Genomic DNA, 13899 nt, shown 5'->3' on the forward strand with positions numbered 1-13899 from the left:
GACACCACGTCAACCCCGGAAGGGTACGAATTCCGGGGCTTGAGACGCAACGGACACCTGTTTACGGTGGTGAGGAGACGCTTCGGAGACGGGATCCGTGGCGACGGACCGGCGCGACCCGATCCCTGGGACGGGCTGCCGTCGCGGGTAGCATCCGGCGGGTGCGGATCCGGGACGTGGCCCTGCCGAGCGCCCCCGGCGAGGTGGCCGAGGGCGTACGGCGATGGCTGCAGGCGCCGTCGCTGCGGTCGCTGGTCGGGCACTTCGGCGGCGACTGGCCCACCGGCGACCTCAGCGAGGTCCTCGCCGCCCTCGACGCGTTCTCCGCCCGGCACTGGGACTTCCGGGCCGGCCGGGAACGCCCGGACGCCCGGGAACCGGCCCTCGACCCGCACACCGTCGCGCTCGTCCTGGACGCCGCCGCCGCGCTCGGCCTGGTGCGCCCCGTGCCGCCACGCCGGGGCACCTACGCCCACCTGGTGGTGCTGGGCGGCCTCGCGCACGCCTGCCTGCGCCGCGTCGCGTACGCCGCCCACCTGCTGCGCGCCGGCACCCGGGTCACCGGCGAGGTGGCGGTGCTGGGCAGCTTCCGGCCGCTGTCCGACGTGGAGCGCCGCACCCTGGCCGACGGCGGGCTGCCGGCCGGCGACACCGAGGTGGCGGTGCTGGACGCGGCCGTCCGGCGGCTGTTCGGCGTGGCCGCTCCCACCGAGCAGGACGGCCACCACGCCGGGCACCCGCACCACCGGTGGTCCTCGCGGACCTACCACCCGCCGGGGCTGCCGCCGGTCCGGGTGCTGGCCGCCCCGTCCAGCGAGCCGGAGCGCCGCCGCGCGCACACCGCCGACACCCAGCGCTTCTGGGCCGGACACGTCCGGCTCTCCCCCGACGACCAGGTGCTCTGCGTGACCGCGCCGATCTACGTGCCGTTCCAGCACTGCGACGCGCTGCGCACCCTCGCCCTGCCGTACGGCTGCGGGGTGGAGACCGTCGGCGTCGACCCGGCGCTGCCCGACGTGGCGGTGCTGCCCGAGCCGACGCTCACCCCGGGGCGCTACCTCCAGGAGATCCGCTCGGCCATCCGCTCGATGCGCGCCCTGCTGGTGTAAGGAAGGGCCCCTTATTAACGCCTGGTGTCCTATAAGGGTCCCTTCCTAACGCCGCAGGGCGGAAACCGGGCTGCGTGGCACGGGCGGCGGCCGGTAGCCTCCCCGGCACGGCGAGGGCGGCTCCTGGGCGTGCTTCCTTCTTTCCCTTTTCTGCAAAAAAGTTCTAGCGCGCCCGATCTCCGCCCTCGCCGCCTGCCGTACCCCCGCAGGAGGTGACGTGACCACCCAGGTGCCCGCCCGCACGACCGCCCCACCAACGCACGGGCTCGCGGTCACGTTGGCGCGCCGTGGTCTGGTCGCACCGGAGCTGCTCACCGACCCGGGTGGGAAGGTCAAGCGGGCCGGGAGGCGTCCGCCCAGCACGCACGAGGGCGTGGTCGCGCTGGAGGCCGACGTCCTGGCCCTCGGCTGGCTGCTCGGTCCCCGGCTGCGGGCGCGGTTCGCCGCACTGCCCGCCGACCGGCTCGGGACCGCCGGCCGGGCCCTGCTCGCCGTCCTGGGACGACTCGTCGGCGCGGACGTCCCGCACGTGCCCCTGTTCCGAAACTTCCCGCGCCGGGTGCCGGCCGACACCGACCAGCTCTTCGTCGACCGGGTCTTCGCGCTGCTGCTCCAGCAGCCCGACCAGCCCTGTGTCCTGTGTGGAGCCAGGCGCACCGTGTTGCCGGTCTCGCCCTGCGCGCACCTGGTCTGTCCGGCCTGCTGGGACGAGGGCTACACGGGGTGCCCGATCTGCCACCGGCGCATCGACAGCGAGGGACCGTTCCTCGTCGTCACCGCCCCGCCACGCGGCGGCCGGACGCTGCCGATGCCACGCCGTGCCGCCCTGCTGGAGCTGGCCGAGGACACCGGCCGTGCCGTGCACGAGGCACTGGCGTCCCTGCTCGCCCGGCGTACGCCCCTGTCCGACAGCGACCGGGCGGACCTGACGGTCCTGCTGGAGCACGCGGGGCCGGCGGACGCCGGTTGGCTGCCGGCGGACATCCCGGTACGCGAGACGCGGGCGCTGGTGCTGGGTCGGCTGCTCGCCGGGCCGGCGTCGGCCGAGCTGACGGCGGACCTGCTCGACCGCTACGTCGGCACCGCCACCGACGCCTTGCGCCTGCTGTGGGTGCTGCACGGCGGGGACGCCGGCCTGGTCACGCCCCCGCCACGGCACCGGTCGCTGCCCCGGCCGTTGCGCCGGGCGCTGCTGGGCCGGCTGGACGCGTTGCCGCTGCCGGCGCTGACCGACGACCTGCTGCGGCACCATGCCCGCTGGTCGCGCGCGGCCGAATCACTGCACCCGTTCGATCAGGCCGACCGGCACCCGCGCGCGGCGCTCGCCTTCGCGGTGCTGCGCGGCACGCGGGCCGACCCGGCGACGCCGCTGGGTCGGCTGCTGCGCGCCACTTCCGACACCGAACCGTCCGTTCGGCTGGAGGGCGACCGGTTCCGGGTCACCCGGTGGGCCGGCCGCGTCGAGGGGGCGCTGCGCGACGGCGACACCGACCGGGCGCTCACGCTGCTGGCCGGGCGGCCGGGTGAGCTGCTGCGCCGGGTCGTCGCGCTGGGGGCGAGTGTGGACGATCCGACAACGCTGCTGGCGACGGTGGCGACCGCCGTCCGTACCGTCTCGCCGGGCGTGCTGCTCGCGGCCGTGGGCGCGGTACGCGCGGCGACCTGGCCGGCCGGCACGCGGCTGTTCTTCCCGCGCGGCGGGCGGGCCCGGCTGTGGGCGCAGCCGGACCGGCGCGACCGGCTGCCGGCCGACCTCGGCGGCGAGTTGGACGCCCTGCTCACCGGCGAGCTGCGGCGACGGGCGGCGCTGTTGCCGCCGGCCGGGGTGGCGGTGCTCGACGCCGGTCTGGCCGACCTGATCGCGCCGTTCACCGAGCGCACCGCGTCGGCCGCGCTCGTCACGCTGCCTCGGGGCAGCGCGCAGCCCCTGCCCTCCGACCGTCGGGTGCGGCTGTTCCTGCACTGGACCGAGCCGGCCGGCACCCGGGTGGACCTGGACCTGTCGGTGGCGCTGGTCGCCGACGACGGCGGGTTCGTCGGCTGGTGCGACTACACCCGGCTGCGGTTCGGCGACCGCGCGGCACTGCACTCCGGGGACCTGACGTCCGCGCCGGCACCGCTGGGCGCCAGCGAGTTCGTCGACCTCGACCTGGCCGAGCTGCGCAAGCGGGACATCCGGTACGTGGCGATGGTCGTGTTCAGCTACAACGACGTGCCGTTCGAGACCATGACCGACGCGTTCGCCGGGCTGATGGGCGACCCGGAGCGGGGTGCGCCCTTCGAACCGAAGGCGGTCGAGCAGCGCTTCGACCTCACCGGCGCCGGCAAGGTGGCCACGCCCCTGCTCATCGACGTGCGGACCGGCACGGTGCGCTGGGTCGACGCGGCGATGACCGGCACCGGCACGCACCACTCGGTGGCCCGCTACTCGCGCACGCTGGCCCGGCTCACCGCCGCGGCCGACGAGCACTTCGCCGCCGGGCGGCGGGTCAGCCTGTGGGAGGTGGCCTGCTGGCACGCCGGCAGCCGGGCGACCACGGTGGTCGTGCGGCATCGCGACGGCGGCACGGCGACCTACCGTCGGGATCCGGGCGAGGACGACGCGTCCTTCACCGCCCGGCTGACCGCGCTCGGGCCGGCCGACGTCGGCCCGGCGCCGACCACGCCGCCGGGGTTCGCGGCGCTGGTCCGGGGCGACCTGCCGGTGGCGGAGGGGGCGTGGGTCTACGCGCTGTACCGGACCCGGCTGGACGTCGAGCACCTGCGCCTGCTCGACGCGCCCGACCTGGTCGCCGAGTTGGCGCCGGCGGACTGAGCGGCAGGGGACGCTCAGTCCGCGGCGGTGTCCCGGACGGCCTGGGCGAAAACCTCGGAGCGGTGCTCGAAGTTGCGGAACCGGCCGTAGCTGGGCGCCGCCGGCGACAGCAGCACCACGCCGCCCGGCGCGGTCACCGCGCGGGCCAGCCGGACCGCGTCGACCAGGTCGTCGACCGATTCGGTACGCACCTTCGGCAGCCCGGCCAGCGCGGCGACGATCCGGGGCCCGCTGTCCGGGATGCCGATCACGGTGATCTCGCGTTCCGCGAGGTGCTCGGCCAGCGGGGTGTAGTCCAGGCCCCGGTCGGTGCCGCCGACGATCACCGTCAACGGCCGTCCGTCGTACGCGTCGATGGCGTGCATGGCCGCGTACGGGCTGGTGGCGAGGGTGTCGTCGACGAAGGTGAGGCCGGACGGGTCGGCGATCTCGGTGAGCCGGTGGGCGAGGCCCTGGAACTCGGCCACCGCCACCGCGAGGGTGTCCCGGCGGGCGGCCACGTCCACGCCGAGGGCGTCGAGCACGGCCAGCGCGACACACAGGTTGCCCTCGTTGTGCCGGCCGACCAGCGGCAGCACCGCGCGGGCGAACAGCGGCCGGTCGCCGAGGTGGAACCAGGGCGCGCCGTCCGGACCCGGGGCCACGTGCGCGGTGTCCGGGGCGCCGACCCGGACGGCCGGACGGTCACCCAGCTCGGCGGCGAGCCGCGGGTCGGCCCCGTTGACCACGACCGTCTCCGGGCCGTGCGCGAGCAGGTTCAGCTTGTCCCGGTAGTACTCCCGCTCCCCGCCGTGCGCGTCCAGGTGCTCGGGGAACAGCGCGGTGACCACCGCCACCCGGGGCGAGTCGGTCAGGTCGCTGCACTGGTAGCTGGACAGCTCCAGCACGTACAGCTCGGCCTCCGGCAGGTCCAGCGTCGGCACGCCGATGTTGCCGCCGAACACGTTGGGCCGGTCCACCGCCGTCAGCAGGTGGCTGATCAGGCTGGACGTGGTGCTCTTGCCCTTGCTGCCGGTCACCCCGACGGTGCGGGCGGCGTGGTCGGCCATCCACAGCGCGGTGCCCTGGGTGACGGTCGCCCCCCGGTGGCGCAGCTCGACCAGCCACGGGTGGGTGTTGGGCACGCCGGGCGAGCGGACCACCACGTCGGCGGCGGCCAGCCGCTCGAAGCCCTCCGCGCCGGTGACCAGCGGCGCGGCCTCGGCCAGCGGACCCTCCCACGGCAGGCTGAGGAAGTTGGCGCTGTCGTCGACCGCGACCAGGTCGGCCGGGCCGTGCGCGGCGATCGCGATCACCGCGGCCCGGCCCTCCCGGCCGGCCCCCCAGACGGCGACGGTACGGCCCCGCAGGTCAGACAGGCGCACGCGTGATCTCCTCCAGGTCGGCCTTGCGGCAGGGGTCCAGGTCCGGCACACCCGGACACGACGGGGTGAACCAGGGCCTAGTATGGCGTGTGCCCAACGAGCAGCTCCGGCGGATGGACGCCTTCACCTTCCCGTCCTACTCGATCGACCTCGCCACCGGTGAGGTGTTGTTCGACTACGCCCTCACCGGTCCCGACGGGGAGCAGCGGTTCACCGAGGTGGTCACGCTGCCGCTGCCCGACGCGCCCCCGTCGGACGACACGGTGGCGACCCTGGGCCGGGTGCTGGAGCTGCTGCACGTGGTGGCCGGGGTCAGCTACTACAAGACCGCCGCGCCGGACCGGCTGGTGCTGCCGGCGCCGCTGGGCGCGGCCGCCGCCGCCCTGGTCACCGCCGTCTACACCAAGGGCCTCGCGGAGTACGCGTACCGCAACCAGTTGCCGCACGTGCTGGAGCTGACGCCGGAGGTGCCGGCCGGCACCGTCTCCCCCGCCCGGGTGTACGACGACTCCGACCGTCGCCCCCTGTCCGCCGTCGGCGGTGGCAAGGACTCCATCGTGAGCCTGGAGGCGCTGCGTCGGGCCGGCTTCGACCCGGTGCCCTTCTCGGTCAACCCGAATCACGTGATCGTCTCGGTGAACGAGGCGTCCGGCCTGACCCCGCTGGCCGCCCGGCGGCGGATCGACCCGGTGCTGTTCGAGCTGAACGCGGCGGGCGCGCGCAACGGGCACATCCCGGTCACCGCGATCAACTCGCTGATCGCCGTCGCCACCGCCGTGCTGCACGGCCTCGGCCCGGTGGTGATGTCCAACGAGCGCTCCGCGTCCGACCCGAACCTGGTCTGGAACGGCCACGAGATCAACCACCAGTGGTCCAAGGGGGTGCAGGCCGAGGGGCTGCTGCGGGCGGCGCTCGCCGAGCACGCCGGGCTCACCGAGCCGTACTTCTCGCTGCTGCGCTCCCTGTCCGAGCTGCACATCGCCCGGCTGTTCGCCGCGATCGACCGCTACGACGACGTGGTGACCAGCTGCAACGCGGCGTTCAAGCTGCGCGACGCCAGCGAGCGCTGGTGCCGGAACTGCCCCAAGTGCCGGTTCGTCTTCCTGGCCATGGCACCGTTCATGCCGCGCGAGCGGATCACCCACATCTTCGGTGGCGACCTGCTCGCCGACGACACCCAGGTCCCGGGCTACCGGGAACTGCTCGGCGTGGACGGGCACAAGCCGTTCGAGTGCGTCGGCGAGGTGGAGGAGTCGGTGGTGGCGTTGAGCCTGCTCGCCGAGCAGGACCAGTGGCGCGACGCCCCGGTGGTCCGCGCCCTGGTCGACGCCGTGCCGGAGACCGCGTGGCAGACGGCGGCCCGGAGTGACGTCTTCACCCCGGGCGGCCCGAACCACGTCCCCCCCGCCTACGCGAAGGTCCTGGAAGCCCTGAGCTGACCCATCCCCACCCGCCGGGCGGAGCGGTCAATCCCCGCGCGGTGTTGATGTCGTCGACACCGATGTCGTCCATCCCGTCACTGTTCGCGAGTGGACTTGAGGTCAATCGGCACCTTCGGGAACTCCGCCGTTGCGGGGAAGGGCAGCCGCGATGCAGTCGAGGACGCGCTGGAGCCCGTTCCGGAACTGGTCGTCGCGGCTCAGGTGCGGCTGGCGCGCCTCCATCACGATCTTGGTGAAGATCGGGTACCTGCCACTTTTCACCAGCCGGTCGACGTACGGGTAGCTCCGCGCCATCCACTCCGACTCGCTGAGCCCGCAGCGGCGGAACTCCTTGGCCGAGCTGATCTCTTCGCGGACGGTGCCCTCGATGTAGCCGTTCAGCATGGCTATCAGGCCGAGGTTCTCGTCGATGGAGACGAAGGCGTCGAGCACTCCCATCAGCCGTTCGATCAGGAGCAGCTGGTGGGGGCCGAAGCTGGGGAGTGACCGCTGCACGGTGGCGATCCAGGGATGCCTCAGCCACATGGCCCGCAGCCCGTCGGCGTAGCGGGTCAGGTCGGCGCGCCAGTCGCCGGAGGGCATGCCGGTGGCGTCGATCTCGCCGAGCACCTGGTCGGCCATGAGCTCGACCAGGTCGTCGCGGCTCGGGACGTACCGGTAGAGGGACATCGCGCCGGCGCCGATCTCGGCGGCGATCCGCCGCATGGTGGCGGCCTCCAGCCCCTCGGCGTCGGCGATCCGGATCGCCGCCTCGGTGATCTGCGCGCGGCTGTAGGCCGGCTTCGGCCCGTGGGAGGGGCGCTCGGGTCGCATCCAGATGTTCACGTACTCGGCGTCGGCCACCGCTTCACCCTCCCGGTTGCGTACATCGTACCCAGCACCCTAATCTGGCCGCCATGACCGCGTACAACGTACCCAGTGTAGGGATCTCGGCGGATCCGATCGTGGTCGCCGAGGGGCTGCACAAGTCCTTCGGCGACACCCGTGCGCTGCGAGGGCTGGACCTGAGCGTTCCGAGAGGAACGGTCTGCGGCGTGCTGGGGCCCAACGGCGCGGGGAAGACGACCGCGGTGCGCATCCTCGCGACCTTGTCCGACCCCGATGCCGGGCACGCCCGTATCGCCGGATACGACGTCGTCCGCGATGCCGGCAAGGTGCGCGAGCGGATCGGGCTCGCGGGCCAGTACGCCGCCGTGGACGACAAGCTCACCGGCCGCGGCAACCTGCGAATCTTCGGGCGCCTCTACCACCTGTCCCGCCGCGAGGCGCACCGGCGGGCCGACGAGCTGCTCGACCGCTTCGGGCTGATGGACGACGCCGATCGCCCGGTCGCCGGCTACTCCGGCGGCATGCGACGCCGCCTCGACCTGATCACCAGCCTCATCCTTCGCCCCGACGTGCTCTTCCTGGACGAACCCACCACCGGCCTGGATCCGCGCAGCCGCGGCGAAATCTGGGACAGCATCCGCGAGCTGGTGGCCGACGGCACCACGGTGCTGCTCACCACCCAGTATCTGGACGAAGCCGATCACCTGGCCGACCACATCGCCGTGATCGACCACGGGCAGGCGATCGCCACGGGCACGCCCGACGCGCTGAAGGCCACGATCGGGGACCGCCTCGACGTCACCCTCGAGGACCCCGCCGCGCTGCCGGAGGCGATGACCGTCCTGAACACCCTGGCCGGCACCGAACCAACGACGACCGACGACGACCGGCTCAGCGTCGCCCTGCCAGCCACCGGCCCCCGGCTCGCCGACATCGTGCGCGAGCTCGACCACGCCGGAGTCGCCGCCGCCGACGTGAGCCTGCGCCGCCCCACCCTCGACGAGGTGTTCCTACGCCTCACCGACCGCAAGGAGCCCGTCAGATGACCGCCCCCACCTCACCACTGCGTCGGCTGGGCTGGACGCTCACCGACGGGCTGACCCTGGTCGGCCGGGAGCTGGGACGGCTGCGGCAGGAACCTGGGCAGATCGTCGCCGCGCTGGTCTTCCCGATCATCATGGTGGTGCTGTTCGGGTACGTCTTCGGCAGCGCGATCCAGGTGCCGGACGGCGGCGACTACCGCGAGTACCTCATGCCCGGCCTGTTCGCGATGGTGACCTTCTCCGCGTGGTTGGGGGTCATGACGAGGATGGCCACCGAAGCGACCCGCGGCGTGATGGACCGGTTCCGCTCCATGCCGATGGCGCGCTTGGCGGTGCCACTCGGCCAGACCGGTGCCGACCTGCTGACCGGCCTGCTGATGCTGGCCATCATGGTGAGCGCGGGACTGCTGGTGGGCTGGCAGCCGCACCGCGGCCTGATCCCCACGGCCCAGGCGTTCCTGCTGATGATCGTGCTCCGGTACGCGCTGAGCTGGGTGGGCGTCTATGTGGGCCTGGCGGTGAAGAACGACCAGGTCGCCGACGCGCTGGTGCCGCTCGGCCTGCCGTTCACGATGCTGTCGAACGCGTTCGTCCCGACCGACGGCATGCCGGGCTGGCTGCGCTTCCTGGCCGACTGGAATCCGGTGAGCGCGCTCACCGCCGCCGCACGGGACCTGTTCGGCAACCCGGGCGCCCCGTCCGGAAACGTGGCCTGGCCACTCGCGCATCCGGTGACCGCCGTCCTGCTCTGGTCGGCCGCGCTGCTGGTGATCTTCGTCCCGCTGTCACTGCGCGCCTTTACGCGCAGCGGACGCTGAACGCCTCCAGACACCGAGGGACACGGTCGTCACCGGGGCGAGGGGCGCGGTCAGGGGGTGCGGATGGCGTCCAGGGCGAGCAGGGCGACGTGCAGGGACAGCGAGGCCTCGACGGAGTCGAGGTCGACGTCGAGGATGCGTCCGATCCGGGCCAGCCGTTCGTAGAAGGCGGGCCGGGACAGGTGGGCCGCGGCCGCCGCGGCGGACTTGTTCCGGCCGGCGTCCAGGTACGCGCGCAGGGTGCCGAGCAACTGCTCCCGGGGGTGCTGCGCGTCGTACGCCAGCAGGGCACCCAGCTCGCGCTCGACGAACGTCTGCACCCGCGGTTCGTCCCGCAGCAGGTGCAGCAGGCCGGCGAGCCCGACGTGCGGCAGCCGGAAGACCGGCAGTTCCCGGCGGTCCCGGCGGGCGGCGTCGGCGATCTGCCGCGCCTCGACCAGCGAGCGGCGCGCCTCGCGTGGGCTGCCGACGCCGGTGCCGGCGGCGATGATGACCGCACCGGAGCCGGTCGTCCGCCCAGCGGTGGGGCGGGTCGGTTCGGGGCGGCTCCGGCGCAGCGCGGCGGCGAACGCGGCCAGCGCCCGGTCCTCGGCGGCCGGCCCGGGCAGGGCCAGCAGCGCGCCCACCGCCTGGTCGTCGACGGCGCTGGTGAGCGCGGTCAGTTTTGCCTCCCGCAGCGCCTGACCGACCGCCTCGGCCAGGTCCCGCAGCCGGGCCGGCCCGGCCTCCGGGTCCGGCTCGCCGGTCGCCGTGCCGTCACCGGTCGCGGCGCCGTCGTCGGTCCGGTGCCGGACCACGACGCCGACCAGGTGCCGGCGGTCCAGCACCACGCCGAGCGCCCGGGCCCGCAACGCCACCTCGTCGACCGGCCGGGAGTGGTCGAGCAGCGCGGTGAGCAGGGTGCGGTGGATCTGCCGTTCCAGTCCCTCGGCGTCGCGGCGGATGAGCCTTCCCAGCGCCAACGTGGAGGCGGCCCGCTCGACCAGGATGGTGAGCCGGGTCGGCGGCGCGAGCCCCCGCACCTCGGCGCCGGGGCGCAGGTCGCCGCTGGAGGGCCAGCGCAGCAGCAGGCGTCCCCAGTCCTGGCCCCGGGCGCCGACGGTGGTCACCAGCCAGCCGCTGTCCGGGTCGTACGCCGTCCGCCCGGCCGGCTGGACCCGCCGCGAGTGCTGTTCCCACCCGTCGAGCAGCAGCTCGGCGCTCTCCCCCGCCGGGTCGTACGCGAGCACCTGCCGGGACAGGTTCTCCAGCACCACCGGGCAGCCGGACAGTTCGGCGGCCTGCCGCACCACCTCGCCCGGTCCGGCGCCCTCCACGGACAGCTCGGTGAACCGCTGGTGGATCTCCTCGGTGGCCCGCAGCTCGGTCAGCTGCGCGTCCACGATCAGCGCGTGCACCGCCTCGGTGATCCGGACGAACGGGGTCGCCCGCCGCAGTTCGACCAGCGGCAGGCCGCGCCGTTCGGCGGCGGCGGCCATCACCCGGGGCACGCCGCTGTCGTACCGGCGGCCCAGCTCGACCACCAGGCCGGACACTCCCACGTCGGCCAAGTCGCCGATGAAGGCGCGCAGTCCCGCGTCGTCGGCGGGCAGGCCGATGCCGGTGGTGAGCACCAGTTCGCCGCCGTTGAGCAGGGTGGCGATGTCCGGTACCTCGGCCACGTGCACCCAGCGGACCGGCGCGTCCAGGCCGCCGTCGCCGGCGACCAGGCGCGGGGCGCCGTGGCGGACCGGATCCAACGCGAGGACTTCACGCACGGTAGGGAACACGGCCGACACGCTACCGTCCGTGACCACTGCCGCGCGATCGGCCGGCCGGCGCCCTCACATCGGGTCGTCGCGGCCCAACTCCCAGCAGGCCACCGCGGTGGCGGCGGCGACGTTGAGCGAGTCGACGCCGCGCCGCATCGGGATGACCACCCGTACGTCGCTGCCGTCCATCGCCGCCCGGGTCAGCCCGGCGCCCTCCGCGCCGAGCAGCAGCGCGGAGCGGGCCCGGGCGGCGGGATCGAGGCGCTGGATCGGCACCGCGTCCGGCGCGGGGGTCATCGCCAGCACCGTGAAGCCGGCCGCGCGGACGTCACCGAGCGCGTCCGGCCAGGGCGCCAGGGTGGCGTACGGCACGGCGAACACCTCGCCCATGCTGACCCGTACGCTGCGCCGGTAGAGCGGGTCGGCGCAGGACGGGGAGAGGAGCACCGCGTCCACGCCGAGCCCCGCCACGGCCCGGAAGATCGCGCCGACGTTGGTGTGGTTGTTGACGTCCTCCAGGATCACCACCCGGCGGGCGGTGGCCAGCACCTCGGCGGCGGTGGGCAGCGGCTTGCGCCGGAACGAGGCGAGCACTCCCCGGTGTACGTGGAAGCCGGTGGCGCGTTGCAGCACGTCCGGGGTGGCCGCGTACACCGGGGCCTCGCCGGTGTCCAGGTCGGCGAGCTGGTCGACGCGCTTGGCATCCACCAGGTAGGACCGGGCCGGGTAGCCGGCGCGCAGCGCGCGGCGCAGCACCAGCTCGCCCTCGGCGATGAACAGGCCGTGCGGCGGCTCCCAGCGGGTGCGCAGCTCGACGTCGGTCAGCGCGCGGTAGTCGGCGAGCCGTTCGTCGTCCGGGTCGATGATCTGGTGGACGGGCACCGGACGATTCTGCCGGACCCGCCGCAGGTCACCGGCGGGCACCCGGCGTGTTACCGGTAATATTCCGGAAGTTCGATACCGCCCTGTCCTGCTTCACGGCGAGATCGGGCCGATTCTCCGAGGGACTGCCGGTTGAGGTTTCCCGAAACATTCCACTAATATCGACTCTCGCGGATGAGCACAGCCACACCTGAGCTTCCGCAGGCACCCGGGCGGCCTGCGTGGGTCACGGACGGCGCCCCTGGGCAGCGTCGATCCGGCACCCGCACCCCACCACTTCACCCCCGGAAGGCACCCACCATGAGTGATCCCGTGGTCCCCCGCACGGAGGACCGACCGAGTCGGGCGCGTAACGCCCGGCGGCTGGCCCTGACCGCCGCCGTCGCCAGCGCGCTCGTCGGCGTGACCGTCGCCCTCGCCCCGTCGGCCAGTGCCGGCACGACGCTGGGCGCCTCGGCCGCCGAGTCGGGCCGCTACTTCGGCGCGGCCGTCGCGGCGAACAAGCTCAGCGACAGCACGTACGTGGGCATCCTGAATCGCGAGTTCAACTCGGTCACGCCCGAGAACGAAATGAAGATCGACGCGACCGAGCCGCAGCAGAACCAGTTCAGCTTCGCCAACGCCGACCGCATCGTCAACCACGCCCGCGCCAACGGCATGAAGGTCCGCGGCCACACCCTGGCCTGGCACTCCCAGCAACCCGGCTGGATGCAGAACATGTCCGGCACCGCCCTGCGCAGTGCCATGCTCAACCACGTCACCCAGGTCGCCACCTACTACCGTGGCAAGATCGACTCCTGGGACGTGGTGAACGAGGCCTTCGCCGACGGCAGCAGCGGCGCCCGCCGCGACTCCAACCTCCAGCGCACCGGCAACGACTGGATCGAGGCCGCCTTCCGCGCCGCCCGCGCCGCCGACCCCGGCGCGAAGCTCTGCTACAACGACTACAACACCGACGACTGGACGCACGCCAAGACCCAGGCCGTCTACCGGATGGTCCAGGACTTCAAGCAGCGCGGCGTACCCATCGACTGCGTCGGCCTGCAGTCCCACTTCAACCCGCAGTCCCCGGTGCCCGCCAACTACCAGACCACCATCTCCAGCTTCGCCGCCCTCGGCGTCGACGTGCAGATCACCGAGCTGGACATCGAGGGCTCCGGCCAGGCCCAGGCGGACAACTACAACCGGGTCGTACGCGCCTGCCTGGCGGTCGCCCGCTGCACCGGCATCACCGTCTGGGGCATCCGGGACACCGACTCGTGGCGCTCCGGCGGCACGCCCCTGCTCTTCGACGGCAGCGGCAACAAGAAGCCCGCCTACACCGCCACGCTGAACGCCCTCAACAGCGGCGGCACCACGCCCCCGCCCACCACCCCGCCGCCGACCACTCCCCCGCCCACCACTCCGCCGCCGACCACCCCGCCGCCCTCCACGCCGCCGCCCGGCCCCAACGGCTGCACCGCCTCGGTGTCGCTGAACTCCTGGAACGGCGGCTTCGTCGCCACCGTACGGGTGACCGCGGGCTCGGCCGGCGCCAACGGCTGGACGGTCGGCATCGCACTGCCCGGCGGCGTGTCGCTGGTCAACACCTGGAGCGCCACGCCCAGCGGCAACAGCGGAACGGTCCAGTTCCGCAACGCCGCCTACAACGGCCAGCTGGGTGCCGGCCAGACCACCGAGTTCGGGTTCCAGGCCAACGGCAACGCCGGCAGCCTGACCCCGACCTGCTCGGCCGGCTGACCCGACCGATCGGAACGATGCCCGGTGCGGGGTCCTCCCGCACCGGGCATCGCCCCTTGTACAACGCCCGGCGTTAGGAAGGGGCCCTTGTACAACGCCAGGCGTTA

10 protein-coding genes are annotated in these 13899 nt (G+C 73.7%); 6 read left to right on the plus strand and 4 right to left on the minus strand.

The window, feature by feature from the left end; genetic code table 11:
• The first annotated feature begins 161 nt into the window (after nucleotides 1-161).
• Nucleotides 162-1109: a hypothetical protein gene (locus D7223_RS02060; RefSeq protein WP_120724166.1), complete on the plus strand. Its 948-nt coding sequence runs from the start codon at nucleotides 162-164 to the stop codon at nucleotides 1107-1109.
• A 217-nt stretch (nucleotides 1110-1326) separates the two neighbouring features.
• Nucleotides 1327-3924, plus strand: coding sequence for an MXAN_6230/SCO0854 family RING domain-containing protein (locus D7223_RS02065; RefSeq protein WP_202864572.1), 2598 nt, complete (start codon nucleotides 1327-1329; stop codon nucleotides 3922-3924).
• A gap of 14 nt (nucleotides 3925-3938) precedes the next feature.
• On the opposite strand, the gene murD is transcribed toward D7223_RS02065, so the two are convergent.
• Nucleotides 3939-5288, minus strand: a complete 1350-nt coding sequence (murD, locus tag D7223_RS02070; RefSeq protein WP_120724168.1) for a UDP-N-acetylmuramoyl-L-alanine--D-glutamate ligase — start codon at nucleotides 5286-5288, stop codon at nucleotides 3939-3941.
• A gap of 89 nt (nucleotides 5289-5377) precedes the next feature.
• On the opposite strand from murD, the gene D7223_RS02075 reads away from it, so the two are divergent.
• Entirely contained in the window at nucleotides 5378-6727 is a 1350-nt protein-coding gene (locus D7223_RS02075; protein WP_120724170.1) for a MurL-like N-terminal domain-containing, read from the plus strand.
• A 102-nt stretch (nucleotides 6728-6829) separates the two neighbouring features.
• On the opposite strand, the gene D7223_RS02080 is transcribed toward D7223_RS02075, so the two are convergent.
• The gene (locus D7223_RS02080; RefSeq protein ID WP_120724172.1) at nucleotides 6830-7573 is read right to left on the minus strand and encodes a TetR/AcrR family transcriptional regulator; all 744 of its coding nucleotides are present in this window, start codon (nucleotides 7571-7573) and stop codon (nucleotides 6830-6832) included.
• 53 nt (nucleotides 7574-7626) lie between these two features.
• On the opposite strand from D7223_RS02080, the gene D7223_RS02085 reads away from it, so the two are divergent.
• Both D7223_RS02085 and D7223_RS02090 read left to right on the plus strand, forming a co-directional pair.
• Nucleotides 7627-8604, plus strand: a complete 978-nt coding sequence (locus D7223_RS02085; protein WP_120724174.1) for an ATP-binding cassette domain-containing protein — start codon at nucleotides 7627-7629, stop codon at nucleotides 8602-8604.
• Nucleotides 8601-9419 (plus strand): ABC transporter permease, encoded by an 819-nt coding sequence (locus tag D7223_RS02090; RefSeq protein WP_120724176.1) that lies wholly within the window; start codon nucleotides 8601-8603, stop codon nucleotides 9417-9419. The genes D7223_RS02085 and D7223_RS02090 overlap by 4 nt, the downstream gene beginning before the upstream one ends.
• A gap of 50 nt (nucleotides 9420-9469) precedes the next feature.
• Here the strand turns inward: D7223_RS02090 and D7223_RS02095 are convergent, their stop codons facing one another.
• Both D7223_RS02095 and D7223_RS02100 read right to left on the minus strand, forming a co-directional pair.
• Nucleotides 9470-11188 carry a PucR family transcriptional regulator gene (locus tag D7223_RS02095; protein WP_475037696.1) on the minus strand — a complete coding sequence of 573 codons (1719 nt, stop codon included), beginning with the start codon at nucleotides 11186-11188 and terminating at the stop codon, nucleotides 9470-9472.
• A 54-nt stretch (nucleotides 11189-11242) separates the two neighbouring features.
• Nucleotides 11243-12115, minus strand: coding sequence for a TrmH family RNA methyltransferase (locus tag D7223_RS02100; protein WP_238161638.1), 873 nt, complete (start codon nucleotides 12113-12115; stop codon nucleotides 11243-11245).
• Between the two features lie 237 nt (nucleotides 12116-12352).
• Between D7223_RS02100 and D7223_RS02105 the strand changes: the two genes are divergently transcribed.
• Nucleotides 12353-13792, plus strand: a complete 1440-nt coding sequence (locus tag D7223_RS02105; protein ID WP_120724181.1) for an endo-1,4-beta-xylanase — start codon at nucleotides 12353-12355, stop codon at nucleotides 13790-13792.
• Nucleotides 13793-13899: the final 107 nt, after the last annotated feature.

Source organism: Micromonospora endolithica (assembly GCF_003626595.1).
In the GTDB taxonomy this organism is placed as follows: Bacteria; Actinomycetota; Actinomycetes; order Mycobacteriales; family Micromonosporaceae; genus Micromonospora; species Micromonospora endolithica.